6 protein-coding genes are annotated in these 23,414 nt (G+C 38.6%); all 6 read right to left on the bottom strand.

The features are described from left to right. Positions 1–100: 100 nt before the first annotated feature. On the bottom strand, positions 101–760 hold the full coding sequence (locus acsn021_RS07835) for an HAD family hydrolase (protein ID WP_184093609.1): 660 nt from the start codon (positions 758–760) through the stop codon (positions 101–103). Beyond that, positions 741–1,997: a 2-phospho-L-lactate transferase CofD family protein gene (locus tag acsn021_RS07830; RefSeq protein ID WP_184093608.1), complete on the bottom strand. Its 1,257-nt coding sequence runs from the start codon at positions 1,995–1,997 to the stop codon at positions 741–743. Before acsn021_RS07830 ends, acsn021_RS07835 begins: the two co-directional genes overlap by 20 nt. A 103-nt stretch (positions 1,998–2,100) precedes the next feature. Then, complete coding sequence (locus tag acsn021_RS07825; protein WP_184093607.1) at positions 2,101–2,952, bottom strand: hypothetical protein; 852 nt, start codon at positions 2,950–2,952, stop codon at positions 2,101–2,103. Between the two features lie 11 nt (positions 2,953–2,963). Then, positions 2,964–10,772 (bottom strand): alpha/beta fold hydrolase, encoded by a 7,809-nt coding sequence (locus acsn021_RS07820; RefSeq protein WP_184093606.1) that lies wholly within the window; start codon positions 10,770–10,772, stop codon positions 2,964–2,966. A 27-nt stretch (positions 10,773–10,799) separates the two neighbouring features. Further along, positions 10,800–13,610 carry a type I polyketide synthase gene (locus tag acsn021_RS07815; protein ID WP_184093605.1) on the bottom strand — a complete coding sequence of 937 codons (2,811 nt, stop codon included), beginning with the start codon at positions 13,608–13,610 and terminating at the stop codon, positions 10,800–10,802. A 54-nt stretch (positions 13,611–13,664) separates the two neighbouring features. Further along, entirely contained in the window at positions 13,665–23,381 is a 9,717-nt protein-coding gene (locus acsn021_RS07810; protein WP_184093604.1) for an SDR family NAD(P)-dependent oxidoreductase, read from the bottom strand. Between the last annotated feature and the right edge of the window lie 33 nt (positions 23,382–23,414).

Raw genomic sequence — 23,414 nt, 5'->3', positions numbered from 1 at the left:
AAAAAATACTCCTTCTTTCTACCAAATTTACCAATAAACTGTAGGATTTGAATAAGTGCTTTTGATACCACACACTGATATTAAATTACACGAAATCGCTTCACCTATCAGATAGATACTCACAAAAATCCTCTGCCAGACAGATAAAATCGGTACAATAATATTGACCCCTTAGCTCTTTGTTATTAACAATTATTACTTCTATATCCGCACCTGAGGCTGCCAGAGAACCGCTAAGAGAATCTTCAATAACAATTGCCTCCTGTGGCTTCATATTGGCTAATTGCAATGCATTTTTGTAAATTTCCGGCGAAGGCTTTGCTTTTTTTACATCATCACCGGTAATAATAAAGTGAAAGTCATTATAAATCCCTAATTTCTTTAATGCCAAGGTAACGCCTATTCTGGAAGAGGATGTCGCTACCGACAAAATTTTACCTTTATCCCTTAGTAACCGGATAAACTCTATTGCACCTTCATAGGCCTCTACTTCTTCTGTCATCCGCTTCCTTACAAGACTTTGCTTCCTGTCAGTAAGGGCTATTATTTCTTTCTCCGTTTTAGAAACTGACTTAGATTGTAAGAACTCTTTAAATACTTCTCTTGTTTTTCTGCCCATGTATAATTCATATTCAAACTCTGCTATGCCTAAGGATTTAAAAATCTCAAGAAAGGCTGCTCTGTGAAGACGGTTTGTGTCCGCAATGGTTCCGTCAAAGTCAAATATGACATATTTTTTCTTATCCCACTTTAATTTCATAGGATAATTCCTTAAAGAACCGGTTGTAATAAATATCTGTTATAGTTGATACCGTGGTCACCGCATCGTGCTTCCCTAAATCCGTTTCCGATTCAAACTTACCGTATACTATATTTATAGGCAGCTTTTCTAATTTCGAAAAATCATTCTCTACATAGCGTATATCCTCTTTCTTTACAGAACGTGAGGTATTAATTAAAGCTATATTAATAAATTCAGATAAAGGCATTTTCAGCTTTGCATTTCTAGTTAAATACTTATATGCGCTTGTTAAAAATTCACTGGCGGTATAATCCGGGGTTTCATAGTCCTCTCCTATATTGCAGATGAATACTTTCAGTGCCTTGGTATTTTGGTAAATGGCTTCCGGTATGCCCATTGTCATGTAACTTGGGTAAAGCGAAGAATGCTGTGTGCCCGGCGCATAAATTATGATATCAGCCGCTGCGATGGTTTGAAGTGCTTCCGGAGTTCCATAGACATAACTTTGAATTCGTCTTAAATAATCGATTTTTTCCCTGCTGGTAGTAAACTTACTCTCAATAAGTTCTTTATCCAGATATTCATCAATTAAAAAGATATCACTGATTCTATCACTGGAACGTAGTTCTACAATTTCTGCTTCATCATAACAGATTTCACCGGTTTCTCTGATACCTACCAGTTTCTTATTCTCCAGATTAGTAGGTACAACATCTCCTCGGACGTGCAAAAGCAGATTGAACAAATTAATGGTCTTGTTAAAATCTTTATCCAGTATTTCATATGCCCCTGCATAGAGGCAGTTGGATAAAGAGCAATCCGAAAAAATAAATTCTCTGCCAAGAACTTTTTCATATATCTCCAATGAAGTAAGGAACTGGTTTAATAACTTTTTAATAAGATTTTCAAGGTCACTGTCAGCAATAATGATATGGTCGATTTGATTGCTTTTACCTGTAACAAAGTCATTTAATATCTGAATACACTGTTCATGTCTGATATCTTCTCCAAACCGGTACTTAAAGATGTCTGCCCAGATGTTATAATTCGTAAAATTACTAGACATGAGGTTCTCCTGATTTTTTCTGATATCCGATGGACCAAGCATATTGAAAAAATCACGGATTTCACCTGTTGACTTACCATCATCATACGCATTCACAATTAATGATAACTTAATTGTTTCATCTTTTACCAATTCTTTAACCAACGTATTAGAACCTCTGCCGCCTGAAAAAACCGCTACTTTCAACATAAATTTCCTCCTTTAAACTGATTTATTAGCAGTCAATTGCAAAATGGTACTCTATGTCAGAACCTCTAAACTTATTGTTTTGCAATTGACTCGTTTTAGTATTTTATAGCCGGTACATATCCTCCTGGCTAAAGGTTACATCTTTGATAATGTCTATTAGTTTCTCACGATTCATTCCTTCAAATGTATTATGAGGGGCAATAGGTGCGGCAATAAGAAAATGCCCGCTTAATTCCAGACCTCCCACCATGGAATCCTTAAAATATGACACCTCTTTTTTTCTGGGGATAAATAAAATTTTATCCATCCAAAAAAGAAGCGAAAACAAAGGTGTTTCGCTTCTTCTGCCACTCTTTATAACCGTATAAAAATAATCTGACTTTGTAAGTCTATTCATCAAATCAAACACCAGGCTGCAACGTTTTTTAAGATTACCGGTAATGAGTATATTTCCTCCCGGATACTGTGGAATCCTTCCTACATTCCCATGAACTGCACAGGGTAACTCCTCTAAATGAAATGGCTCGAAAAGCACCTGGGTATGAAAATGGTTCAGTGTTGCTGCCGTCCCCAAAAGATTCAAAAATGACCGAAATCCGTATCTTTCTGCTAATGCAGAGACTTCTTGTATTTCCTTAAGGGATAAATCATTCTGTGGATGGTGTTCCCTTGAGCATAAAATACTATGATACCGACTAACTGGTCTGTTATTTGCAAGCATTACCAGATTGTCAAATTCAAATAACATATCATTCCGCTTCCAGATTTCTGCTCCCAGCGGTAAGTGCTCATTTTTTTCACCCATAAAACGTTTTGCCCTTTCCGGTGCATACTCTACGAACAAAGGAAAGTATTCATCCTCTATAGAAAGTGCTTTGTTCTCTTCCGGGTAAAAATGTATAACTCCCTCTTCCCATAATCGGTCCCACTTCTGCTTTATTTCTTGAACCGGCATGTCCCACCTCCTTACAAAGTCTCATAGGTTTGCAGAAAATCAAGAATTGCATTACTTACTTTTTCATGATGCGTAAGATGTATAAAATGTCCTCCGTCTGCAATTTCTACGTATCTGGAATTCTTGACTTTAGAATGAATCAGCTTTGATTCCTCCGGCTCTACAACTGTATCAATGGCACCCACCAGAATCAACGTCGGAACCTGAATCAGCTCTAGTACTTCTCTTGTTGTCATTTTTATTTTCATTAACTCAAGATACTTTAATAATAATGGACTATTGGTTGATTGACTGTGCTTATATATTTCAAAATAATAATCCATATTCTCCAGCACATCCTCTGATACAGCCTTTAATTTAACCGCTTCAAAATCCTTGGAGACAGCTTCTGTAAAAGAAAATATCTGGGCTATTCCTTCGAATTTTGTAGCTGTAATACTTCCAATGAGTGTTAATGACTTAACTCTATCTGTATAAGCAAGGGCAATGTTTTGAGCGATAATTCCGCCATAGGAGCCGCCTACCACATGGATGGGCTGATGGATATGGAGTTTATCAAGGACTTTAACCAGAACTTTGCTAATCCCTTTAAATGAAAGATCCTCAATTCCGTCACTTCGTCCATGACCGGGAAGATTTATACCTATTACCTGATATTTTAAAGATAGTTCAATAAATTGATAGGAGCAGATTATAGAAGTTACCGCTAAACCCGGTATAATCAAAACAGGCTCTCCGCTTCCTTTCATACTTACCTCCATCTTAGTATCAGAATCAATCTCTACAAGAAAGGTATCTAATTCAATGGGCAATTCAATAACCGCTGACTTTGTTTTTATTAAATCTGTAAGTTTTAGTTCCTCTCTAGCGGGCTTTGATGTAACAATCTGTTTCGCCATATCTATACCAAGTCTTTCATCCTGTATAAACTTGTCTATTTCTGCTCCTTTATTTTGTATCAAATAGGCAACAAGATCTCTGATAGTATCATACTCTAAAAAAAGAGTGGTAGGTATATCACCAAAACTTGCCTCTATATCACCGTATAACTGAAATCCTAAGATAGAATCAATCCCATATTCTTTAAAGCTTTCCTCAAATCCAATACTATCTGCGTCACATTTTAGTGTATTAGCAATTCTATCCCTTATATAGTTACAAATTCGTTCTTGTCTTTCTTGTGCAGTAAAAACAACGGACAAATTGTTGTCCATCCCTTGTATCTGCTCGTCTCTCTCATTACTAATCACAATGCTTTCTGCCAGCTTTTGGTTCATAGAAGACTTTCCATATAATACGCTTACTGTTTCTCCATAATTTTCAAGAAAGTACGTAACCAACTCATTGATATTGGAGTTATTTAGAAATAGGGTAGCAGGCAGATCCCCAAAGCTTTTTTCAATTTCAGCATGAATTTGAAAACTTAATATAGAATCCACACCAAAGTCAGCAAAGTCAGTCTCATTATCAATACTATCCCTATCGCATTTAAGAATATCTGTTAAGATATTTTTTAAATACGCCCCTAACCAGACCTTTACATCAACTACCGAATCTGCTGCTGCAATCGTAAGCTCTTTTGCTGCACTTATAGCACTGCTTTTATCCTGAATGATTCCCATTTGTTTTAGGACACGGTTTTCTGCTTTTAATAAGAATACCTGGTTTACTGTGTTTGCTAAGACTCGTTCAACAATTTCCATACTTTCTTGTTCACCAATGGAATGGATTCCTATTCTTTTCATTTTACTCCGGAATTCCTCCTCTGCACTGGAGCCGATGCCAAGGTATCCCCAATTAAATACTTTCACAGGGTAGGAGGTTCTTCTATTGATATAGGCTGCGAAATTATCCTTAAAGTTTAGACCGCTGACATAATTACTTTGTCCCGGCATTCCTACCTGGGAGGAGGTCGATGAGAAAAATGCAAAAAAGTCCAAATTTTCCTCTTTTAAAAGAGAATGTAACACGACACTTCCATACACTTTAGGGTCAAAGGCAGCTCTAAATTCCTCTTCCTCCATGTTATGTATCATTTTATCTGCCGGTACAATTGCTGAATGAAACACACCGTTAATCTTTTCTCCATAAATGGCTTTTACTTTACTCATTGCAGCTTCCATACTCAAAAAATCTGTAACATCTGCCTGATAGTAAGTTACAGTACCGCCAAGTTCCTCTATTTCTTTGAAATACTTATTTTTGCTGTCACTGTATGGACTCCTTCCAATTAAGAAAAGCCTGGCTTTAACAGTTCTGGCTAAATAGCGGCTAAGAATCAAACCAACACCTCCGGCTCCGCCAACAATAATATAAACGCCCTTGTCTTTAAACACACTTTTGGTTACTGGCGGCATCTGTATTTCTTTTATCACACCTTCGTATCGGTTGTTATTCCGATATACAACTGTTTCGCCGTTAGAGTTATGGGGTTCTGTTATGGCAGATATAAGTACCTGCTCCAGTTTTTCCAAGGAGAACGCATCTAAGATATTTAAATTTTCTGGTTCTGCTAAATCAATATCAACGGAACTTATTTTGTATCCTGGGTATTCTTTGGCAAGTGATTTAACAAAACCATGAATACTGGACGAATCAGGGAATATTACCTTACTATCCTCCAAAGAATACACGTTATTTGTTATGACTTTTAGTGTAAGAGAAGTCTTATAAAGAGTATTTTTTTCAAGGGCTTTTACCAGTCGGAATAAATTAATGACTCCATATTCCTGGTTTTTTTGTATCTCTAAAAGAGTATGTGTCTCTCCATTCTCTTGTGTTATTCCTCCCAGAAAATAAATGCTGTACTTTTCTTTCACCTTAGCTATAGTGTCACTAAGAGCGGTTGGATCATCATATTTAACCTCCCATAAGTCCTTAACTTTTCTGCTATTTTTCTCGCCCAGTAAGATACGCACTGCCTTTTTATGCTTTTTTGCTAGTAAGTCAGCCAGTTTTTCTCCTGTCTTCGTATAAATAATCAAAGCGGCCTCTTTAGAAGAAAGCTCTGCCTCACTGTTCTTCTGACTCAAAAGTTCATTAGACACAGGTGACAATCTCCATTGGGGTTGATAATATAAAGGAGGAACCCTCTCCCGTAATTCCTTTAATACATATTTATGAAATTTTGCACATATTTCGCCTTCGTCATTCATAAGGGATACTTCATAGCTGTTGCTGCCGTCTTCCTTAGCATAAGAATACATAGATACTTCCAAAGGTTTTATGATTTCGAAGTAACCTACTGTAAAGGGCAAATTGATTCTTCCTTCACTCCCTGCTATGCAGCTTATAATTTGCAAAGCACTATCTAATAAGGTAGGATGAAGAGTATAGGTATGTAAGTCGGGTCCACTGCCAGCCGGTATACGAATTCTTCCTAACGCTTCTGTAGTATTTACATAGACTTCTTCAATTCCTCTAAAGTAATCCCCATAATCAATACCGTCCTTTTGATAGTAGGTATAAAGCTCTTCTCCCTTTATAACCCTACTGCACCTATCCTTAATATTCTGTATTGAAATATGCTCTCTTTCATACCCGCCGGCTTTTTGACGGATTTCTCCTTTTGCATAAACAGTAGACCCAGAGGCCGTGTCTTCCTTTACTTCAAATACTACATGGTCTTCTGCCTTTTTCAGGCAAATATTCAACTTTACCTTTGCGTTACTAACGATTAGAGGGTTTAGCCAAAAGAGTCTGCTTATTTTAAGTTCTCTGCTATTATAAATTAATGCTGCTGCCTGAAAAGCCATTTCTAAATAGCCAACACCAGGAAAAATGCTTTGCCCTTTTATTACATGCTCCTTAACAATGGTATCCTCTTTGCTTAAAACTTTACTAAATACTAACTCTCCATGAAAGCTCCTAAGATATTCCGTTTTATCTATTAATGTATCCAGTGTCTGGATATTAGTTCTGGCACTGTTTAGACTTTTAGAACCTTCTGCAAACCAATACCGTTGTTTTGTAAAGGGGTACGTTGGTAATGAAATTCGACCAACCGGTCTGTCCTTATAAAATAGCTTCCAATTGATTTCATAACCGGATGTCCATAATTTAGCCAGACGAAGGAATTTCCTTTTACTTATCCACTGTTCTATCATTCCGCTTGCGTCTTCGTCATCATACAATAGTTCTAAACTATTCTGGGTATTTTTTGCATTGTTACATAGCAAGTTAGGATGGTTCTTACCCTTTATATATTCCTGAAGGAGATAACGTAATTCAGCCAGGTCACCTGCTATAACAGCAAGGCGTTCGTTCATTGCCTCCCTGCCGGACTGGAGGGTATACGCAATCCTATCAAAGCTATCACAGGTACCGGTGAGGGAAGTTCCTTTTAAAAACTCTAACAGGTCTTTCGCATACTGCTTTAAGTTCTCTTCATTTTTGGCAGATAAGATAATAATCTGCTCTTGTCTTTCTCCCTCTTGTTTTTCTCTCTCCTGTCTTTTTGTTTCTTTATATTCTTCAAGTACAATATGGGCATTGGCACCACCAAATCCGAAGGAACTCACCCCTGCCCGGCGGGGGATTTCCTTTCCCTCCTTATCAGTAAGACGATTCCAAATCTGCGCTTTTTGTACAATATAAAAAGGTGTATCCTCAAGATGAATGTAGGGATTCAATTTCTTAAAATGGATACTTGGAGGGATTTCTTCATTCTTCATGGCCATTATAACCTTGATGATTCCTGCAACTCCTGCTGCCGGTTCTAAATGCCCGATATTAGGTTTAACAGAGCCCAGACCACACCGGGGATTACTTACGATGCTCTCCTTCGCTTTATTTCCCTCCCGGAAGCCTTTCTTTAACCCTTCAATTTCCACCGGGTCTCCAAGTTCCGTACCCGTCCCATGGGCTTCAATATAGGTAACTGTATCTGGAGTAATACCCGCATCCTTATAAGCTGCCGATATTACTCCTGCTTGGGAATCTGCGTTTGGAGCTGTTAAGGAATTGGCTCTGCCACCGTGATTTTGCGCACTGCCCCGAATAACTGCATAAATATTATCACCATCCCTTATTGCCTGCTTCAGTGGCTTTAACAGAATAACACCTATCCCCTCACCCCTGACATAACCGTTCGCATCTGCATCAAAGGTTTTACAACGGTTATCTACTGACAATACACCTAATTTACTTGCACTTAAAAAGGTTCTTGGGGAAAGCATCAGGCTGACCCCCCCTGCCACCGCCATTTCACTTTCTCCTCTTTGAATGGATTTTACTGCATTATGTATAGCAATAAGGCTACCTGAACAAGCGGTATCTATGGCTTCACTGGGTCCATTAAAATTCATAAAATACGAAATCCTGTTTGCCAAAAGCGCATGGGCATTCCCTGTCACAATCTGTGGCTTTAATTCCTCTGATTCCTGTAACAGTTCCTGATAATCATTAAATTGGACACCCATGTAAACTCCGATTTGTCTGCCGGATAATTCAGAAGCCTTATATCCAGCATCTTCAACAGCTTTCCAAACAGATTGCAGCAGTAACCGCTGCTGTGGGTCCATTAGTTCTGCTTCCATAGGAGAGATATTAAAAAATGAAGCATCGAACTTATCAACGTCATCAATAAAGCCGCCGCATTTTGAATTGGATTTATTCTTTGACAGGCGATTTTCACTGTAATACGCCCTCCAGTCCCATCTGCTTTTCGGAATTTCAGTTATTAAGTCTCTGGCATGGCGTATATTATCCCAGAATTGGTTTACATCTTTGGAACCGGGAAAAACACCTTCCATTCCTATAATTGCAATCGGTTCTCTATGATTTTCCGCTCGCTCTGTAGATGTATCCGTGTAATTATTTAGGGATTTTAAATGCTTTTTAAAAGGCTCCAAAGCTCCCCTGCGCCCGGGAATTGTACCTGCTTTAGAGCTTTTGTTCTTCTTTGTAGCATTTGCTATTTTAATCTCTTCCCTTATCAAATCTGCTTGTAATGAGCTCTTTTTTACTTCCTTTATAAGAAGCTCCGATTGTAGATAATATTGTTCTAACTCATTGCTAAACCTTTCTAATAAATAGTCTGTCAGGCTTCTTACCGTATTCGCTGAAAAAAAGACCGCGGGGGATATCTCAACCTTATACTGCTCTCCAATTTTTTTAACAAATATCTTTAAGGAGATGGAATCAAACCCAAATTCTCCAAAGTTAATATCATACTCAATCTCTTCTACTTTTACCTTTAATATTTCTGCTGACATAGCTCTTAAATCCTGTTCCACAAACGCCTTAAGAGTACCCTTTTGTTCCATTGGCTGCAAAGAAGTACTGCACTTCTCTTCCTCCGGTATGTTAGATGAATTATCTTTGCAGCGTAAAAGATTGGTAATGTTTCTTTCCTTGCCATAAAATACGATTGCCTGCTCCTTCTGTAGAGCCAGTATCTGGCCAAAAGCACGAAGACCAGAATCGTTTTGCAAATATCCTAAACCCGAGGTTTTTAAGTATAATGTTTCTGTTTCCTTCTCCTGGTGCATCCCTCCCTCTTCCCATAAGGGCCAGTTAATGGTAATGGTCTTACCTCTGTGTAGCCCATTCCTCTGTAATACTTTTCTTAATTCCTTGTAGCAGTCAAGAAACCGGTTGCCCAAAGAATAATCACACTGTCCAAAATCCCCTAAAATAGATGCAGTTGAGGAAAAAAGTATAAAATGGGAAAGGGGTTCCTTCTTTGTCACTTCATCAAGTACAATCGTACCAAGCATTTTGACTTGTAAAGTTTCCTTAAAGTCCACATACTCTTTTTGAGGCAGTAACTGATTGCTGACTATACCGGCTGCATGGATAACACCATGTATTTCACCGAATCTATTTTTTGTATGAAGAATTACCTGTTCCATCTGCGCTTTATCAGTTACATCCGCCTTACAATAAATCACCTGTATTCCGGCCAGTTCCAGTTCCCTTATTGAGGTTTCTTTTTCATAGTCTAGTTCAGAACGTCCTACCAGCACCACCTTCGCTTTAAATTCTTTCCCTAAGAAGGTAGCAAATAACCGCCCAAGCTTTCCGGCACCACCTGTAATTAAAAATACAGAACCTTCTTTTATAGGAACGTTAGCGGCCTGTTTATTTTTTTCATCAGAAACAGACCATTTTTTGTAATTTCTAACATACCTCTTATTCTTGCTATAAAATACTTCTAATTCCTGCTCTGTATTCCGTAATTCATTATTTATAGCATCTGTTAATTGCACTCTGTCATGAATGTGAATGGTTGTAATTTTAACCTCCGGTAAGATAAATCTAAGTGATTTACCGTAGTTTGCAATGATTTCATAAAAAGGATTCGGAATCTCTTCTTTCTTTTCATTAATTATCAAAATCCGTGCTATTGCTTTCCATTTAGTCTGTATTAAACCTTTTATTAAGTAAAACAAGCGATAGATTCCTTTTGCCAGCGGAGTGTTTATAAAATCATAAACAGAACCCTGTCCTTTTGTAATATTATCAATTCCGGCATAATACCCTTCCATGTCCTCCACTATCCAGTCAAAAATAATCGTATTTACCAAAAACCCATTCCTGCCTATTTCTTCTATTAAATTTATATAGTCTTCATATTTGTCCGGTTCTATTTCATATTCTTTATCATTCTTATATGTAAATTGGGTACCTTTATATACAGTTATACTATTTTCTGCGGTGCTTTTATTGTTATAAATTAATGTATCTGTTTGTCCGAATATTAAAACTGTATCTTCTGCTTTTATGCTCTGCCCGGTGTTCGGACTTTGTACCATCCACTCCTCCTCATATAAATTTATATTGAACTTATCCATTCCCTTAAGATTATCCTCGGACATATCACTCCTCCTGTAAGACTTCGATACTTAGTAACCAATCATATTGTAATTAGTTATATGAATAGCCGCTTTGCCATCTGGATTTATAAAGATAACTGTATATTTGAAGGATACCTCTTCCTGATCCACTTCACAAGCTGTTAAAGTCATCTGAACCGAACAGTTCTTTTGAAGGGAGTTAATAATCTCCAACCTTTCAAAACCCCCTAAATAACAGCAATCAAATCTTTTCTCCTGAACCAGATATAGACCGATTTGGTAAGCAGCTTCCAGTATAAAAGGATTCATTCCTAATTCATTTGATAAAATATCTATTGTATCCGGCACTTTAAGCTCTGCAAAGGCTTCTTTTACTTCTGCTGGTACCCATAAGGCTTTTATTACCTGATAAGAATTACCATAACTCCTTTTATATTCTCTGTGAAGATTTCTATAGAAGTCATCCCCGCTAATATTCTCCCCGGTTTCTTTCCAGGCAGGATACCTCATATATCGATCCGGCTGCATACATTTTTTCATACCTTCAAACACCAGCTGAGCCTGAGCGCATACAAAATCCTCCTCATCATTGCAGGCTATGATTTCCACCTGGCAGTCTTCTCCATGGGGATATATACAGGTTGTCAATAAATGCTCCTTTCCATTAAAAACCTCACTTCCTGCACAACGGAAATTATCAATATATCTGACTTCTTTTTCTACTGATAACTCAGCGGTTTTGCGAATCATCTCAAGATAATTAGAGGACGGGAAATATCTTTTTTCTCCCTCCACACAGCCCTTATTAAACAGATCAAAGGTATTTAGTTTTGTCAGAAATCTTTGCTCCTTTAAGGTCGAAATATTTACATCAATAAGTGGATGTATTTTGTTCTTCTCCTTAGCCGTATTTCTTATTTCTTTTTCTTTTACCCAATAACTGTTTCTGGTAAAAGGATACAAGGGTAATGGTATTTTATTATGCTCTTTTTCAGCATACAACCTGCTCCATTGAATCTCTTCTCCATTCATATAACCGGTTCTTAGACTTAGAAGAATTTCCTTCCATCTCTCCTTTGGCAGATTTTCATCTTCTAACTCCTGGTACAGCACGGTATTTATCTGTTTTCCCTTTGGTTTTTCCTTCTCAAAGGCTTTGGAATCAAGTCCATTCTTAACTTGCTGTAAAATATACTCTTCTAAAACCTTGTCAAGCTCTGACTGACTGCTTGCTACAAAAGCAGCCCTCTTAGGATAATGCTTTCGCCGATTTCCTAAGGAATAACAAATATCGCTGAAGTTTGAGGTACCCGGTTGGTTTTTTGACCATACTAAGAACTCTTTAAGTCTTGTCAATAACTCTTCTTGGGTTCTGGCGGAAAATGCAGCCAGACAATAAGGTAACGCACTTCCTTTCCTTCTGGTCCCTGTAAATTCTTCTACTACAAGGTGTGCATTGGTACCTCCAAATCCAAAAGAACTGACTCCCGCCCGTATAGGTCCTTCCTGGCTAATCCATGCCCGCTGCTTGGTATTAACATAAAAAGGACTGTCACTTAATTCTAAAAGTTCATTTTCCTTAGTTAAATTTAGGGAGGGGGGTATTATTTTATTATTAAGTGCCAAAATAACCTTTAAAAAGCTGGCAATTCCGGCTGCTAAAGAGGAATGCCCTATATTCGTTTTAACAGAACCTAATGCACAAAACTGCTTTTTATCCGTGTAGCCTTTAAATGCATTCTTTAATGCCTCTATCTCTATGGGATCTCCCAATTTTGTACCGGTACCGTGAGCCTCTATATAAGTAATGGACTCTGGATTAATATTGCCTTTTTGATAAACTTCCAACTCTAATGCGGTTTGGGAAAGAGAACTTGGAGCCGTTATGCCATTGGTTTTTCCATCCTGATTAATACCGGAGCTTTTAATAATACCATAAATGTAATCTCCATCTTTTAAAGCCTGATCATAGTTTTTTAAAAGGACGGCACCCACACCTTCCCCATTGACAATTCCATTGGCATCATTATCAAAGGTTTTGCATAAACCCTCCGGTGAGAGCATTCCGGCATTACTGGTAAATATATAATAGTGGGGTGTAGTACTAATCCAAACACCTCCTGCAATTGCCATGTCATTTTCTCCTGTAATAATACTTTGGCAGGCTAAGTGCAGGGCAACCAGTGAGGAGGAGCAGGCTGTGTCAATCGCCATTGCAGGGCCTTTTAAGTTAAGCAGATAGGATATCCTTGAAGCTAATACGGAACCTGTATTCCCCCAGAAGGTCTGAGCTGTTATCTCTGCTCCCTGCTCACTGATATGATTCAGATAATCTCTTGGTGCTGCACCCACATAGACCCCGCAGGAAAGCCCGGATGACATATCACCTGCATAGCCTCCATCTTCTAAAGTCTTAAAGCATTCTTCCAGAAACAGTCTTTGCTGAGGGTCCATAACTTCTGCTTCCATACCTGAAATACCAAAGAAGGAAGGATCAAACTTATCAATGTTCTCTAAAAAACCGCCCCACCTGGAGTTGGTTTTGTCAAGCCTGTCCACATCTTTATCAAAATAGTCATCAATATTCCATCTATCCTTCGGTACTTCCCTAATGGAACTTTTACCTTCCTTTAGATTATTCCAATATTCTTTCATGTCACCAGCTCCCGGGAAACGTCCGGAGATACCGATTACTGCTACCTCTTTCGTTTTCTTTGCAGCAGATAATTGGGGGGCAGGAAGCCGTTGGTTTTCCTTTATCTCTTCAATTATTCGCTTTGCTTCCAGCGGTGTTAATTTATTATCTTTTACCCTTTGCAGGATATTTTTAATCTCGAATGCATAATCCGCTTGCTCCATATTGATTTTCTCCTTAACTTCCTCTGCATGAATCCTCTTAGTTTTGAACATCCCTTATGTCATTATATGCATGACATCCTCAACATTAAGTTTCCCTTCTGCTAAAAGCATAAGTGCCTCCATCTGGGAATCTGTTTCTGCTATTCCTGACTTTGTGTTATCCTCTATCTCAGGTTTTTCTGACTTTGCTGCATATAGATTTTCACTTCTATAAGCACCAAATTCTTCTTGAATGTAGCTTGCCAGTTCTTCCACATTGGTGTAATCAAAGAGTACGGTGGTCTTTAGAACGATATTAAACTTCTCATTCATGTGATTGATTAATTCCATTCCCGTAATAGAATCAACTCCATAGTCAGAAAATGGACTGCTGGTATCAATCTCATAGGCTTCTACTTTTAGTACCTCTGATAAACAATTCATGATAGACAACTTAATATGCCCTAATTTATCCATTTCTTCCGTGTTTACCAAAGAGCTTTTATGACTTTGGGGCTGCTCAAAACCAGCAGCTGAAACTTTATGTTCAATTATATCTGTCTGCTCTAACAAAAATGATTTCGCTTTTAATACAACCGCCTGTCCGACCTCTTTATTTGACATAATTCGCTTAATTGCCTCCATCCCTTCCTCAGGAAGGATTGAGAGCATACCTTTTGAAGCCATTCTTTTATTATGTATCTCGGATGAAGCAACACCTACGGTTCCCCAATACCCCCAGTTAATAATTTTAACAGGAAACTTTCCTGTGCCTCTTAAGAAAGTCGCAAAAGAATCCTTGAACCCGCAAGCTGCCGCATAATTGGCCTGCCCTCCATTGCCTGCAAAACTTTGAATCGAAGAAAAGAACAGCATAAAATCCAGGTTCTCTCCCTTGACCGCTTCATACAGCACTACACTGCCTTTTACTTTGGGGTCTAAGGCTTCCGTTAAGTCTCTTTCAGTCATATTACGTATAGCCATATCTTTCATAACAATTGCAGAATGAACAACTCCATGAATAACACCAAATTTCTGCTTTACCTTAATCACAGCATCCCGCATACTATCTAAATCTGTGGCATCCGCTTTCAGATATAATATCTGGCCGCCCAAGTTCTCTATTTCCTCTATTTTAGCTTTTTTCTCTGCTGTTAATTCCGAACGGCCTATCAAAGCAATCTTCGCCTTTACCTCAGAAGCTAAGTACTTGCTAAATTCTAGCCCTATACCACCTGCACCGCCTAGAATCAGGTAAACCCCATCCTTCTGAAAGGGTGTTTTCACTGCTTTATCAATATTAGCCGGAACAAGTTTTTGCATATATCTTAGTTTTCCCCGGATTAGTACTTCCTCCCCATTCTTTCCGGCAGGCTCATTGATAAGGGCTTGCGTCAGGAACTGCCCTTCCTTGTACCAGTCCTCCATATCAATGTCAAGACAAGTGGTCTTCCAATTTGGAAATTCTTTTGCCATGGATTTAGCAAAACCTAGAACACTGCCGCTAGCTGGTATTACAGCCTCTCCTTTTAAGGTATGGACATTATTTGTTATTACCTTTAGGTGAAGGCTCTGATTATCTAATCCCTTTTCAACTAAAGCCTTTACCAAACGATATAGAGACAACACTCCCTGCTGTTGGAAAAAATCCAGCTTATTAAGATTGCTAATCTCCACTTCTGTTAAGATGTCCCCGCAAATCCCTCCAAAAAAGTAAACAATATTAAGCCTGGTAATATCTTTTAGACAATTACTAATACCGTTCTCATGATAAACCTCTGTCTGCCAGGTATTTTTATCAATTCGTTTGCATTCTTTACCAAAAACAATGACAGAGACTGCGTCTTTACCATAATGTTTTATGAAACCTTCACACAGATTCTGGTGTTTCTCCGGAATAAGCAGCAACACCTTTCGGCTCTCCTGTTTTATTGTTAAAGGCTGTTCTGCCTTTAAGAAAGGCACCTCTTTCCATGCCGGCAGGTAAAAATACTTATCTATGAAATTCTCTTTTTCATCCTTTTTGTCTGTTATAGCCTCAACGCCCTTTTTATTGGCTGTTCGATAGCTGCTGTCTACACCTTTCTTTTCTTTCCATACCTTCCGCTTTTCAAAAGGATGGGGTGGCAGATGCAGACGACGTACCGGTACCCCAACGTACAGCAGCTTCCAGTCAATTCTGGTACCGGTTACCCAAAGTCTTGCTAACATTTCCATATCGAAAGTCATTAACGTTTCCTTTGTGATACCTTTATCTGTCGTCTCTGTCAAACGTTTATCCTTTCTGACACCTTGGTTCACTCTGTTTTGATATAATCCGTCTATACCTTGGCTTCCTCTTAGGTAGCCTTCAAGCTTTTGTATCAACTCCTGATACTCAGAAAATACAACTGCAAGGCGCTCTTCAAACTCTTCCCGTCCTATCTGTAGCGTGTAAGCAAGATGCGTGAGCGAAAGGTTTTGATATAACCTGTTATTACATACCTGGTTACTAGATAATTCGTTATGATTCAACTGATTTTCCCTTTGGTATTCCAACTTTATAAAGGTAAATATTTTTTCTGCATATTCAGTTAAGCGAGTCTTACTCTTAGCAGATAGTACCAGAATCAGAGATTTTGGAGGCTCTGTTAAGCACTCATTCTGTATATCTTCCTGGGCATACTCCTCCAAAGCAATATGGGCATTTACCCCGCCAAATCCAAAAGAACTTATTCCTGCCCGTCTTGGCAGTACATTACCATTGACATCTGCCAAAGCTTTCCATTCCTGCGTTTTTGTTGTCAGGTAAAAGGGACTATATGACAAATCAATATACGGATTCTGCACATGAAAACCACATAAACCCGGAAGTTTTTTATGCTTCATGGCGAGTAATACCTTTAAGACGCTGGCGATTCCTGCCGCAGTTTCTAAATGTCCAATATTTGTTTTTACCGAGCCGATGCCGCAATATGCTTTTCCTTCAGGATATGAATTATGATTGTGACTCATTTCTTGAAAGGCCTTCCTTAAACCATTGATTTCTATAGGATCTCCAAGCTGTGTTCCTGTACCGTGGGCTTCCATATAGCTGACAGTATCTGGTGAAAAGCCTGCCTTATCAAAAGCTCTTTTAATTACTTCCGCTTGCGCCTTAGGATTAGGTGCCGTAAGGGAGGCTGCCCGTCCCCCATGATTAATGGCGCTTCCTTTAATCAATGCATAGATAGTATCCCCATCCTTTTTTGCCTGTCTCAACGGCTTTAATAAGATTGCACCGCTGCCTTCCCCCCTTACATAGCCGTTTGCTTTTTCATCAAAGGTTTTACAGCTGCCATCCGGTGAGAGCATTCCGGCTTTGCTAAAAGATATATGCAGCGTAGGACTTGCGATTACATTAACACCCCCTACAATTGCCATTTCACAATCTCCGCTATAAATAGATTCTACACCACGGTGGATTGCTACCAAGGAGGACGAACAAGCCGTATCAATAGGTTCACTAGGACCGTGCAAGTTTAGTAGATAGGAAATCCGGTTCGTTAATATACAGTGTGAATTTCCGGTTGACGTCAATGCTTCTATTTCATTTCCATGCAGTACATCTCGGTAGTCCGTCGTTGAGACTCCTACAAATAATCCTGTATTGGAACCGGATAAATCCGACGGTTTATATCCCGCATCTTCGATGGTTTCCCATACTGTTTGTAAGAATAGTCTTTGCTGGGGATCCATAAGCTCTGCTTCCATTGGCGATATTCCAAAAAATAAAGGATCAAATTTATCAATTTCTTTCATAAATCCACCCCATTTAGATATCGAATCCGGTAGATTTTCTATCTGCCATCTGTCCGCCGGAATTTCTGTTATTAGATTGTTTGCTTCCACAAGATTTTCCCAAAAGGCATCCAAATTCTGCGACCTTGGCATAGTACCACTCATACCAATGATAGCAATAGGCTCTCTTTTGCTTTCCCAGGTCTCTGCTACATCCGGTTCTGCTGTAGGTATTGTAGGAGCTGCTAATACCTCCTCTTCTTCCTCAGCCATCACTGACTCCTGATGGGCGGCTAGAATATGCTTGTAATGCTCTTCGTACAGATAGTCAGATAAACCGCCTAAGGTAGAGTATTCAAAAAAAAGACTAGGATTCATCTGAATAGAATACCTTTCGTTTAGTTTGTTTGCCAGTTCCGTAAAGGTCAGAGAATTAAAGCCGTACTCATTCATATCCTTTTCGGGAAAAATATCTTTATCCTTAATTCGCAGTATATCTTTTACCGCATTTTTCACCTCTTCATAAATCGTTTCTTTTCTAATTTCCTTACCTTTAGTGATATGGGCAGTTCTTATTTTTTCACTATTCTGTTCTGGATAATCCTCTCTTATCCCCAACCATTTTTGAATGTTTAAGTTTTCTCCTTTAAACACTATCATTTGACTTTCTTCTGACTGTATTCCATCTAAAAGAGCCTTTATTCCCTCCTGGGTCTTAAGACTCTCTATGCCCCTAGCAGTAAACAACTCTTTCGTTGTTTGTGGTACTTCCATCCCCCCTTCTTCCCATAAGGGCCAGTTTATGGAGAGGGATTTTCCAGAACGCAATCCTTTCGTTTTGAGTTCTTGCCGCAGCAGAGCAAAATTGTCCATAAAACTGTTGCCATAAGCATAATCCGTCTGCCCCAGATTGCCAGTTATAGCAGCCGTTGAGGAAAATAAGATAAAAAAGTCAAGGGGTTCCTCCTTCGTTAAAAGGTCAAGATTCAGGGTTCCTTGAACTTTGGGATTGATAACTTCCTCCATATCTTCTTTTCTTTTGCTTTTTAAATAAGAATCCTTTGTCAAACCGGCGCAATGAAAGACACCGTCAATCTTTTGAAATCTATCTTTTACAACAGAAATAACCGTTGCTGCATCTGATAAAATAGAACTATCTCCCTGTATATACAAAACTTCACTGCCCAGCTCTTCTAACTCCTTTATTTGGGAGGCTTTCACAACATCAAGCGGGCTTCTGCCGGTTAAACATAATTTGGCTTTATACTCTCTGGCAAGATAACGTGCAACGATTAGACCCAATTTCCCAAAACCACCAGAAATTACATACACACCGCTGTGTTTAAAACCGGTCTTTTCTTCAGTAAGATTTAGATTCAGAAAAGCTTTTAGTCTTCTGACATAACGCCCACCATAAGTGTACATAACCTCTGCATCTTCTTTAGATCTATTCTGAAATTCGGCGAGTAAATTATCTATCTCATGTGCGGCATCTGACGTATCCCATTGTATAGACTTCATGGTATATCTTGTATTTTCCAGATTTAAGGATTTGGCAAAACCGGCAAAAGCTGCACTAAATGGCGAGAATCGCCTTCCATCCCCATAAAACATATACAGTAACTGAATCTTCTCTTTCGGAGCCGTATGATGAAGAGCCTGCGTAATATATAGTAGTGAATAGATGCTATATCCTAAATCCTGCATTCGTATGGATTCGAATTCGTAATCCGCTTCCTTTGACCAGAGATAAAGGATATTCTTAGGAAAACGACCTTTTTCATATAACTTACTAAAAAGGGTATAATAGTCTTCTTTTTCAAATGGATTTACAGTATATACACTACCCGCAGTATTCCCATAAGCCCCATTCTCATATAAGTTAATAGCAGGATACTGGACATCCTCTCTAAATTCTTCTCCCGGTTTTACAAGCGTAATATGATATCTGCCCTTTTCTTTCTTAAGGAACCGGTTCGTTAAGTCGCCGTCCGTGTCAAATACCAGTAAGTCTTCTCTAAGGTCTGCTAAAAAGTCACCATCCGCTCCTAAATCACTTTTCTCCCATACATACTGATAATAACTGACTTTATTGTCTATGTTCTTTATTTCCTGTTCATTTCCTCCTATAACCCAAAGAGAAAAATCCTTTACTTTAAGAAGCACTCTTCCTTTTTCATCCAATATAAACACTTCATAACTGTCGGATTCTTGTAACCCGTTCTTCTTTCGTCCCGTATACTTTGCATAGGAAAAACACGTTTCTGTAAGATCTCCTAAGATTTCCACCTCACCTATATAATATGGCAGCCTCACACTACCCTTAACAGCTTTTGCACTGACCATTCCTATGACTGCTTCCAGAGCACCATCCATCAAAGCGGGATGTAATAAATATGTATGAAACGTTTCTTTTAAATGCCCCGGTAATATTACCTCAGCCAGTACTTCATCGTCGTTATAATATAGATACTGTATGGTTTGAAAGCTACGACCTAAATTCAGTCCCCCCTGTTTAAATAAATCATAGCACTCCCGTCCCCTCATTTTCTTATGGCACCTGTTTTTTATACAGTTAATATCCATATATTCTTTTGTGTCAGAAGGATTTGATGACGCATATTCAATCTGCCCTCTGCCGTGTAAAATCTCCTGTCCGTTTTCATCTTTACTTATTACTTCATAGTTTAAAACATTCTCACTCTCTGTTACTAGAAGTAAATTTACAGATACCTTAGATAAGTATTGCTTACTATCCGTCCTATAAGCAGACTCATTTACTTTCATGGCATTCATCCAGTAATTATTTTTAAGCTTTATAACGCTTTTATGTGGCTTAGTAATACTTGCCGCTGCTCTTGCCATCTCAAGGTAAGCCACAGCGGGTAAAACTTTTTCCTTCTGTACAATATGATCCTTTAGGTAAAATTCCTCTCCGGTAAATACTTTTTCAAAAACCGTTTCTTCTGAATCAGATCTACACTTATCAAGCAAAGGGTGTATCATGTCTACAAAACCTTCCATTCTTTGTGATACAGGATGTATCTCTTCTTTTTCCTCTACCCAGTACTTGTCTCCAAAAAACGGATACGTGGGCAGGTGAATCAGCTGATAACTGCCTTTTGCTAAGATACTATCATAATCTGATATTTTGTTTATGGTATATAGTTTCGCCGCGTCAAGGAGCCTCTTCTTATACTCCTCCTTGTCTGCTGCATTCCCCCTATGCAAATAATTAAGAGTTTCATCTATAAAAGCCTTCGTCTTAGTATCTGTATGAGAGGGCTTTGTATTGCCGTACTCTATAAAATAATCAGAGGTATCTCCCTTTACTAGTATCTCGTTAAGCTTTTGTTTCAACGCAGTAACTCTTTCACAAAGGAAGGCACCTCTTATATTAAAATGGCTTCTGCCGGTTAAAAGGGTATAAGATATATCCCCTATATAAGGCGCATCCTCATTATCCAAAAGCCATGTAAGCAAATCTTTTACTTTCTGGTGATAAGATTCTCTCGTTTTGGCAGACAAGGTAATCAGGTAATAGGGAAGACTTTTAGCTACAGCTGCTGATTTCACAGACACAAATTCTTCAAGTACCACATGGGCATTGGTGCCGCTAAAGCCAAATGCACTGATGGCTGCAAGTCTTTTCTTGTTTTCTTTTACTACCCAATCCATTGTCTTGTTATTCACATAAAACGGAGTATCTGCAAGACCAATATGCTGGTTTGCTTCATTGAAATGAAGGGTAGCCGGTATTTTTTTGTATTTCATCGCGAGCAGTACTTTTATCACACTGGTTATCCCGGCTGCCGTAGTGGTGTGGCCTATATTCGTTTTAACCGACCCGATGGCACAAAACATCTTCTCTTTTGTATACTTTTCAAAAACGTGCGCCAGTGCCTTGACTTCAATAGGGTCACCAAGTTTTGTACCTGTACCGTGAGCTTCAATATAGCTTATATCTCTCGGGTTAACTCTTGCTCTTTCATATACTTCCGACTCCAATCTTATCTGGGACTGCATACTGGGAGCAGTAATTCCGTTTGTTTTACCATCCTGATTTATACCGGAACCTTTTATAACCCCATATATGGAATGTCCGTCTTCTATCGCAGCTTTTAAAGGTTTTAATATCACCGCTCCTACACCTTCACTTATAATCGTTCCGTCGGCCGATTGGTCAAAGGCTCTGCACTTTCCTGTTTTAGACAGCATTTCTACTTTACTGGTTGATATATGAAGATCCGGCGTAATCATAAATCTTACACCCCCAACAATAGCCATTTCACTTTCTTTTTGTCTTATGCTTTGGCAGGCTAAGTGGAGAGCCACAAGAGAGCTGGAACACGCAGTATCAACGGTTATGCTTGGCCCAATAAGATTTAGAACATAGGATATCCGGGAAGCCAAAATAGACGTTGCCATTCCAGTAAAAGCTTCCCCGCTGTTTTCACAATTATTTCTTGCAAGAAGCTTCGCATAATCCCCTTGAGAAGCTCCGACAAAGACACCACATTTTCGATCTGTAAGAAATCGGTCAGAACACCCTGCATCTTCTAAAGCCTTCCATACTTCTTCCAGAAAAAGTCTCTGCTGAGGGTCCATATATATCGCCTCAATCGGAGATATATTAAAGAACAAAGGATCAAATCTATCAATCTCCTTTATAAAGCCTCCTACTTTGCTATAGGATTTGCAGGGTGTTTTAGGATTAGAATCATAGTAATCGTCTGCCCTCCAACGTTCTTTTGGGATAATAATTATACTGTCATGTTCATTCTTTAAATTATTCCAGAATTCATTTACATTATCAGCATCCGGGAAGCGTCCTGAGATTCCTATAACAGCAATATCTTCATTCTCATAAGGACTGATTTCAGACACATATACTTCCTTTTGGTTAACTTCTTCCGCACCAGCAACTTTTGTACTAGTTTCCTTTGTGATTGGTATTTCTACCAGTTTTTTAAGTCTTATTGGTTCTCTTTCTCCTAAAGTACCTTGCTTACTGGATATACGCTCTGGCGAAACCAATTGTATCTTGCCTGTAGCATTGTATTCTGCTCCATCGGCTTCTTCCTTTTCCTCTTTTATATCCTTAGAAACTAGCTGATACCCTTCTTTGCAGGCAGAAGGAGAGCTTTCAAAAGTCGTACTTTCAAAAGAAGTGTTGTTCTTAAGAGACGTGTTTTTAAAAACACAGTTCTCATTTGTCTTCGATACCGCCATTTTTTCACAAAAAGGTCGGGATTCCAGTTCCTCTGTTGTGCTGTCTGCCTTTGATTTTTCTTGAATGACATAACCTGACAGTTTTTTTATTGTTGAGTAGTCATAAATAACAACTGCATCCAGATTTAGTCCGAAGGCTCGGTTAATATCCCTTACAATTTCGATACCATTAATGGAATCTACTCCAAGATCTTTAAAGCTAACCTCATGACGAAGTTCTTCTTCCTGAATATGTAAATTCAAGGCTATAATATCAGCTACCTTTTTATACACCTCTTCCTCAGAAACTCTTTCATTTCGTGACTGTACTCCCGAGACATTTTCCTGCTGATAGAACTGTAATTTATCCGCTTTAAACCTCAACTCTTGTTGAGTCTGCTGTGTTTTAAGTAATTCAGATAAAACCAGTTCACTTAATTTTGATACATTCGCGTAATCATATATTACAACTGCATCCAGATTCAACCCAAAATACCTGTTTACGTCACGAATAATTTCAATACCGTTAATTGAATCCACTCCAAAGTCTTTAAAACTTACCTCCTGTTTAAGCTCCTCCCCTGGCATGTGAAGATTGCCCGCTACAATATCAACAATTGCAGCTTTAATTTCCTCCTGATTATATATAAGTGCAACCGGGAGTGGTTTTTTATCATCTACTTTTTTCGCATCTGCTTCTTTGCTAGTTTCTCCTGTGCTTTCAGGGGCAGATAACAGCAGCCTGAAAGCTGTTTCTTTTGTTATTTCATGTGTGTATAACATTTGATAGATTTCTTTTTGTGTGTACCTTTTATCAGACATTTTAACACCCTTGCCTTTCAATTTATTGATGAC

This window comes from Anaerocolumna cellulosilytica, assembly GCF_014218335.1.
Classification (GTDB): domain Bacteria; phylum Bacillota; class Clostridia; order Lachnospirales; family Lachnospiraceae; genus Anaerocolumna; species Anaerocolumna cellulosilytica.
This window is presented reverse-complemented; position numbering and strand designations above follow the sequence as displayed.

Excerpts from the sequence above, each read along its gene's own strand:
- acsn021_RS07835 (WP_184093609.1), bottom strand. The coding sequence starts at position 760 with ATGAAATTAAAGTGGGATAAGAAAAAATATGTCATATTTGACTTTGAC.
- acsn021_RS07810 (WP_184093604.1), bottom strand. The coding sequence starts at position 23,381 with ATGTCTGATAAAAGGTACACACAAAAAGAAATCTATCAAATGTTATAC.
- acsn021_RS07815 (WP_184093605.1), bottom strand. The coding sequence starts at position 13,610 with ATGGAGCAAGCGGATTATGCATTCGAGATTAAAAATATCCTGCAAAGG.
- acsn021_RS07820 (WP_184093606.1), bottom strand. The coding sequence starts at position 10,772 with ATGTCCGAGGATAATCTTAAGGGAATGGATAAGTTCAATATAAATTTA.
- acsn021_RS07825 (WP_184093607.1), bottom strand. The coding sequence starts at position 2,952 with ATGCCGGTTCAAGAAATAAAGCAGAAGTGGGACCGATTATGGGAAGAG.
- acsn021_RS07830 (WP_184093608.1), bottom strand. The coding sequence starts at position 1,997 with ATGTTGAAAGTAGCGGTTTTTTCAGGCGGCAGAGGTTCTAATACGTTG.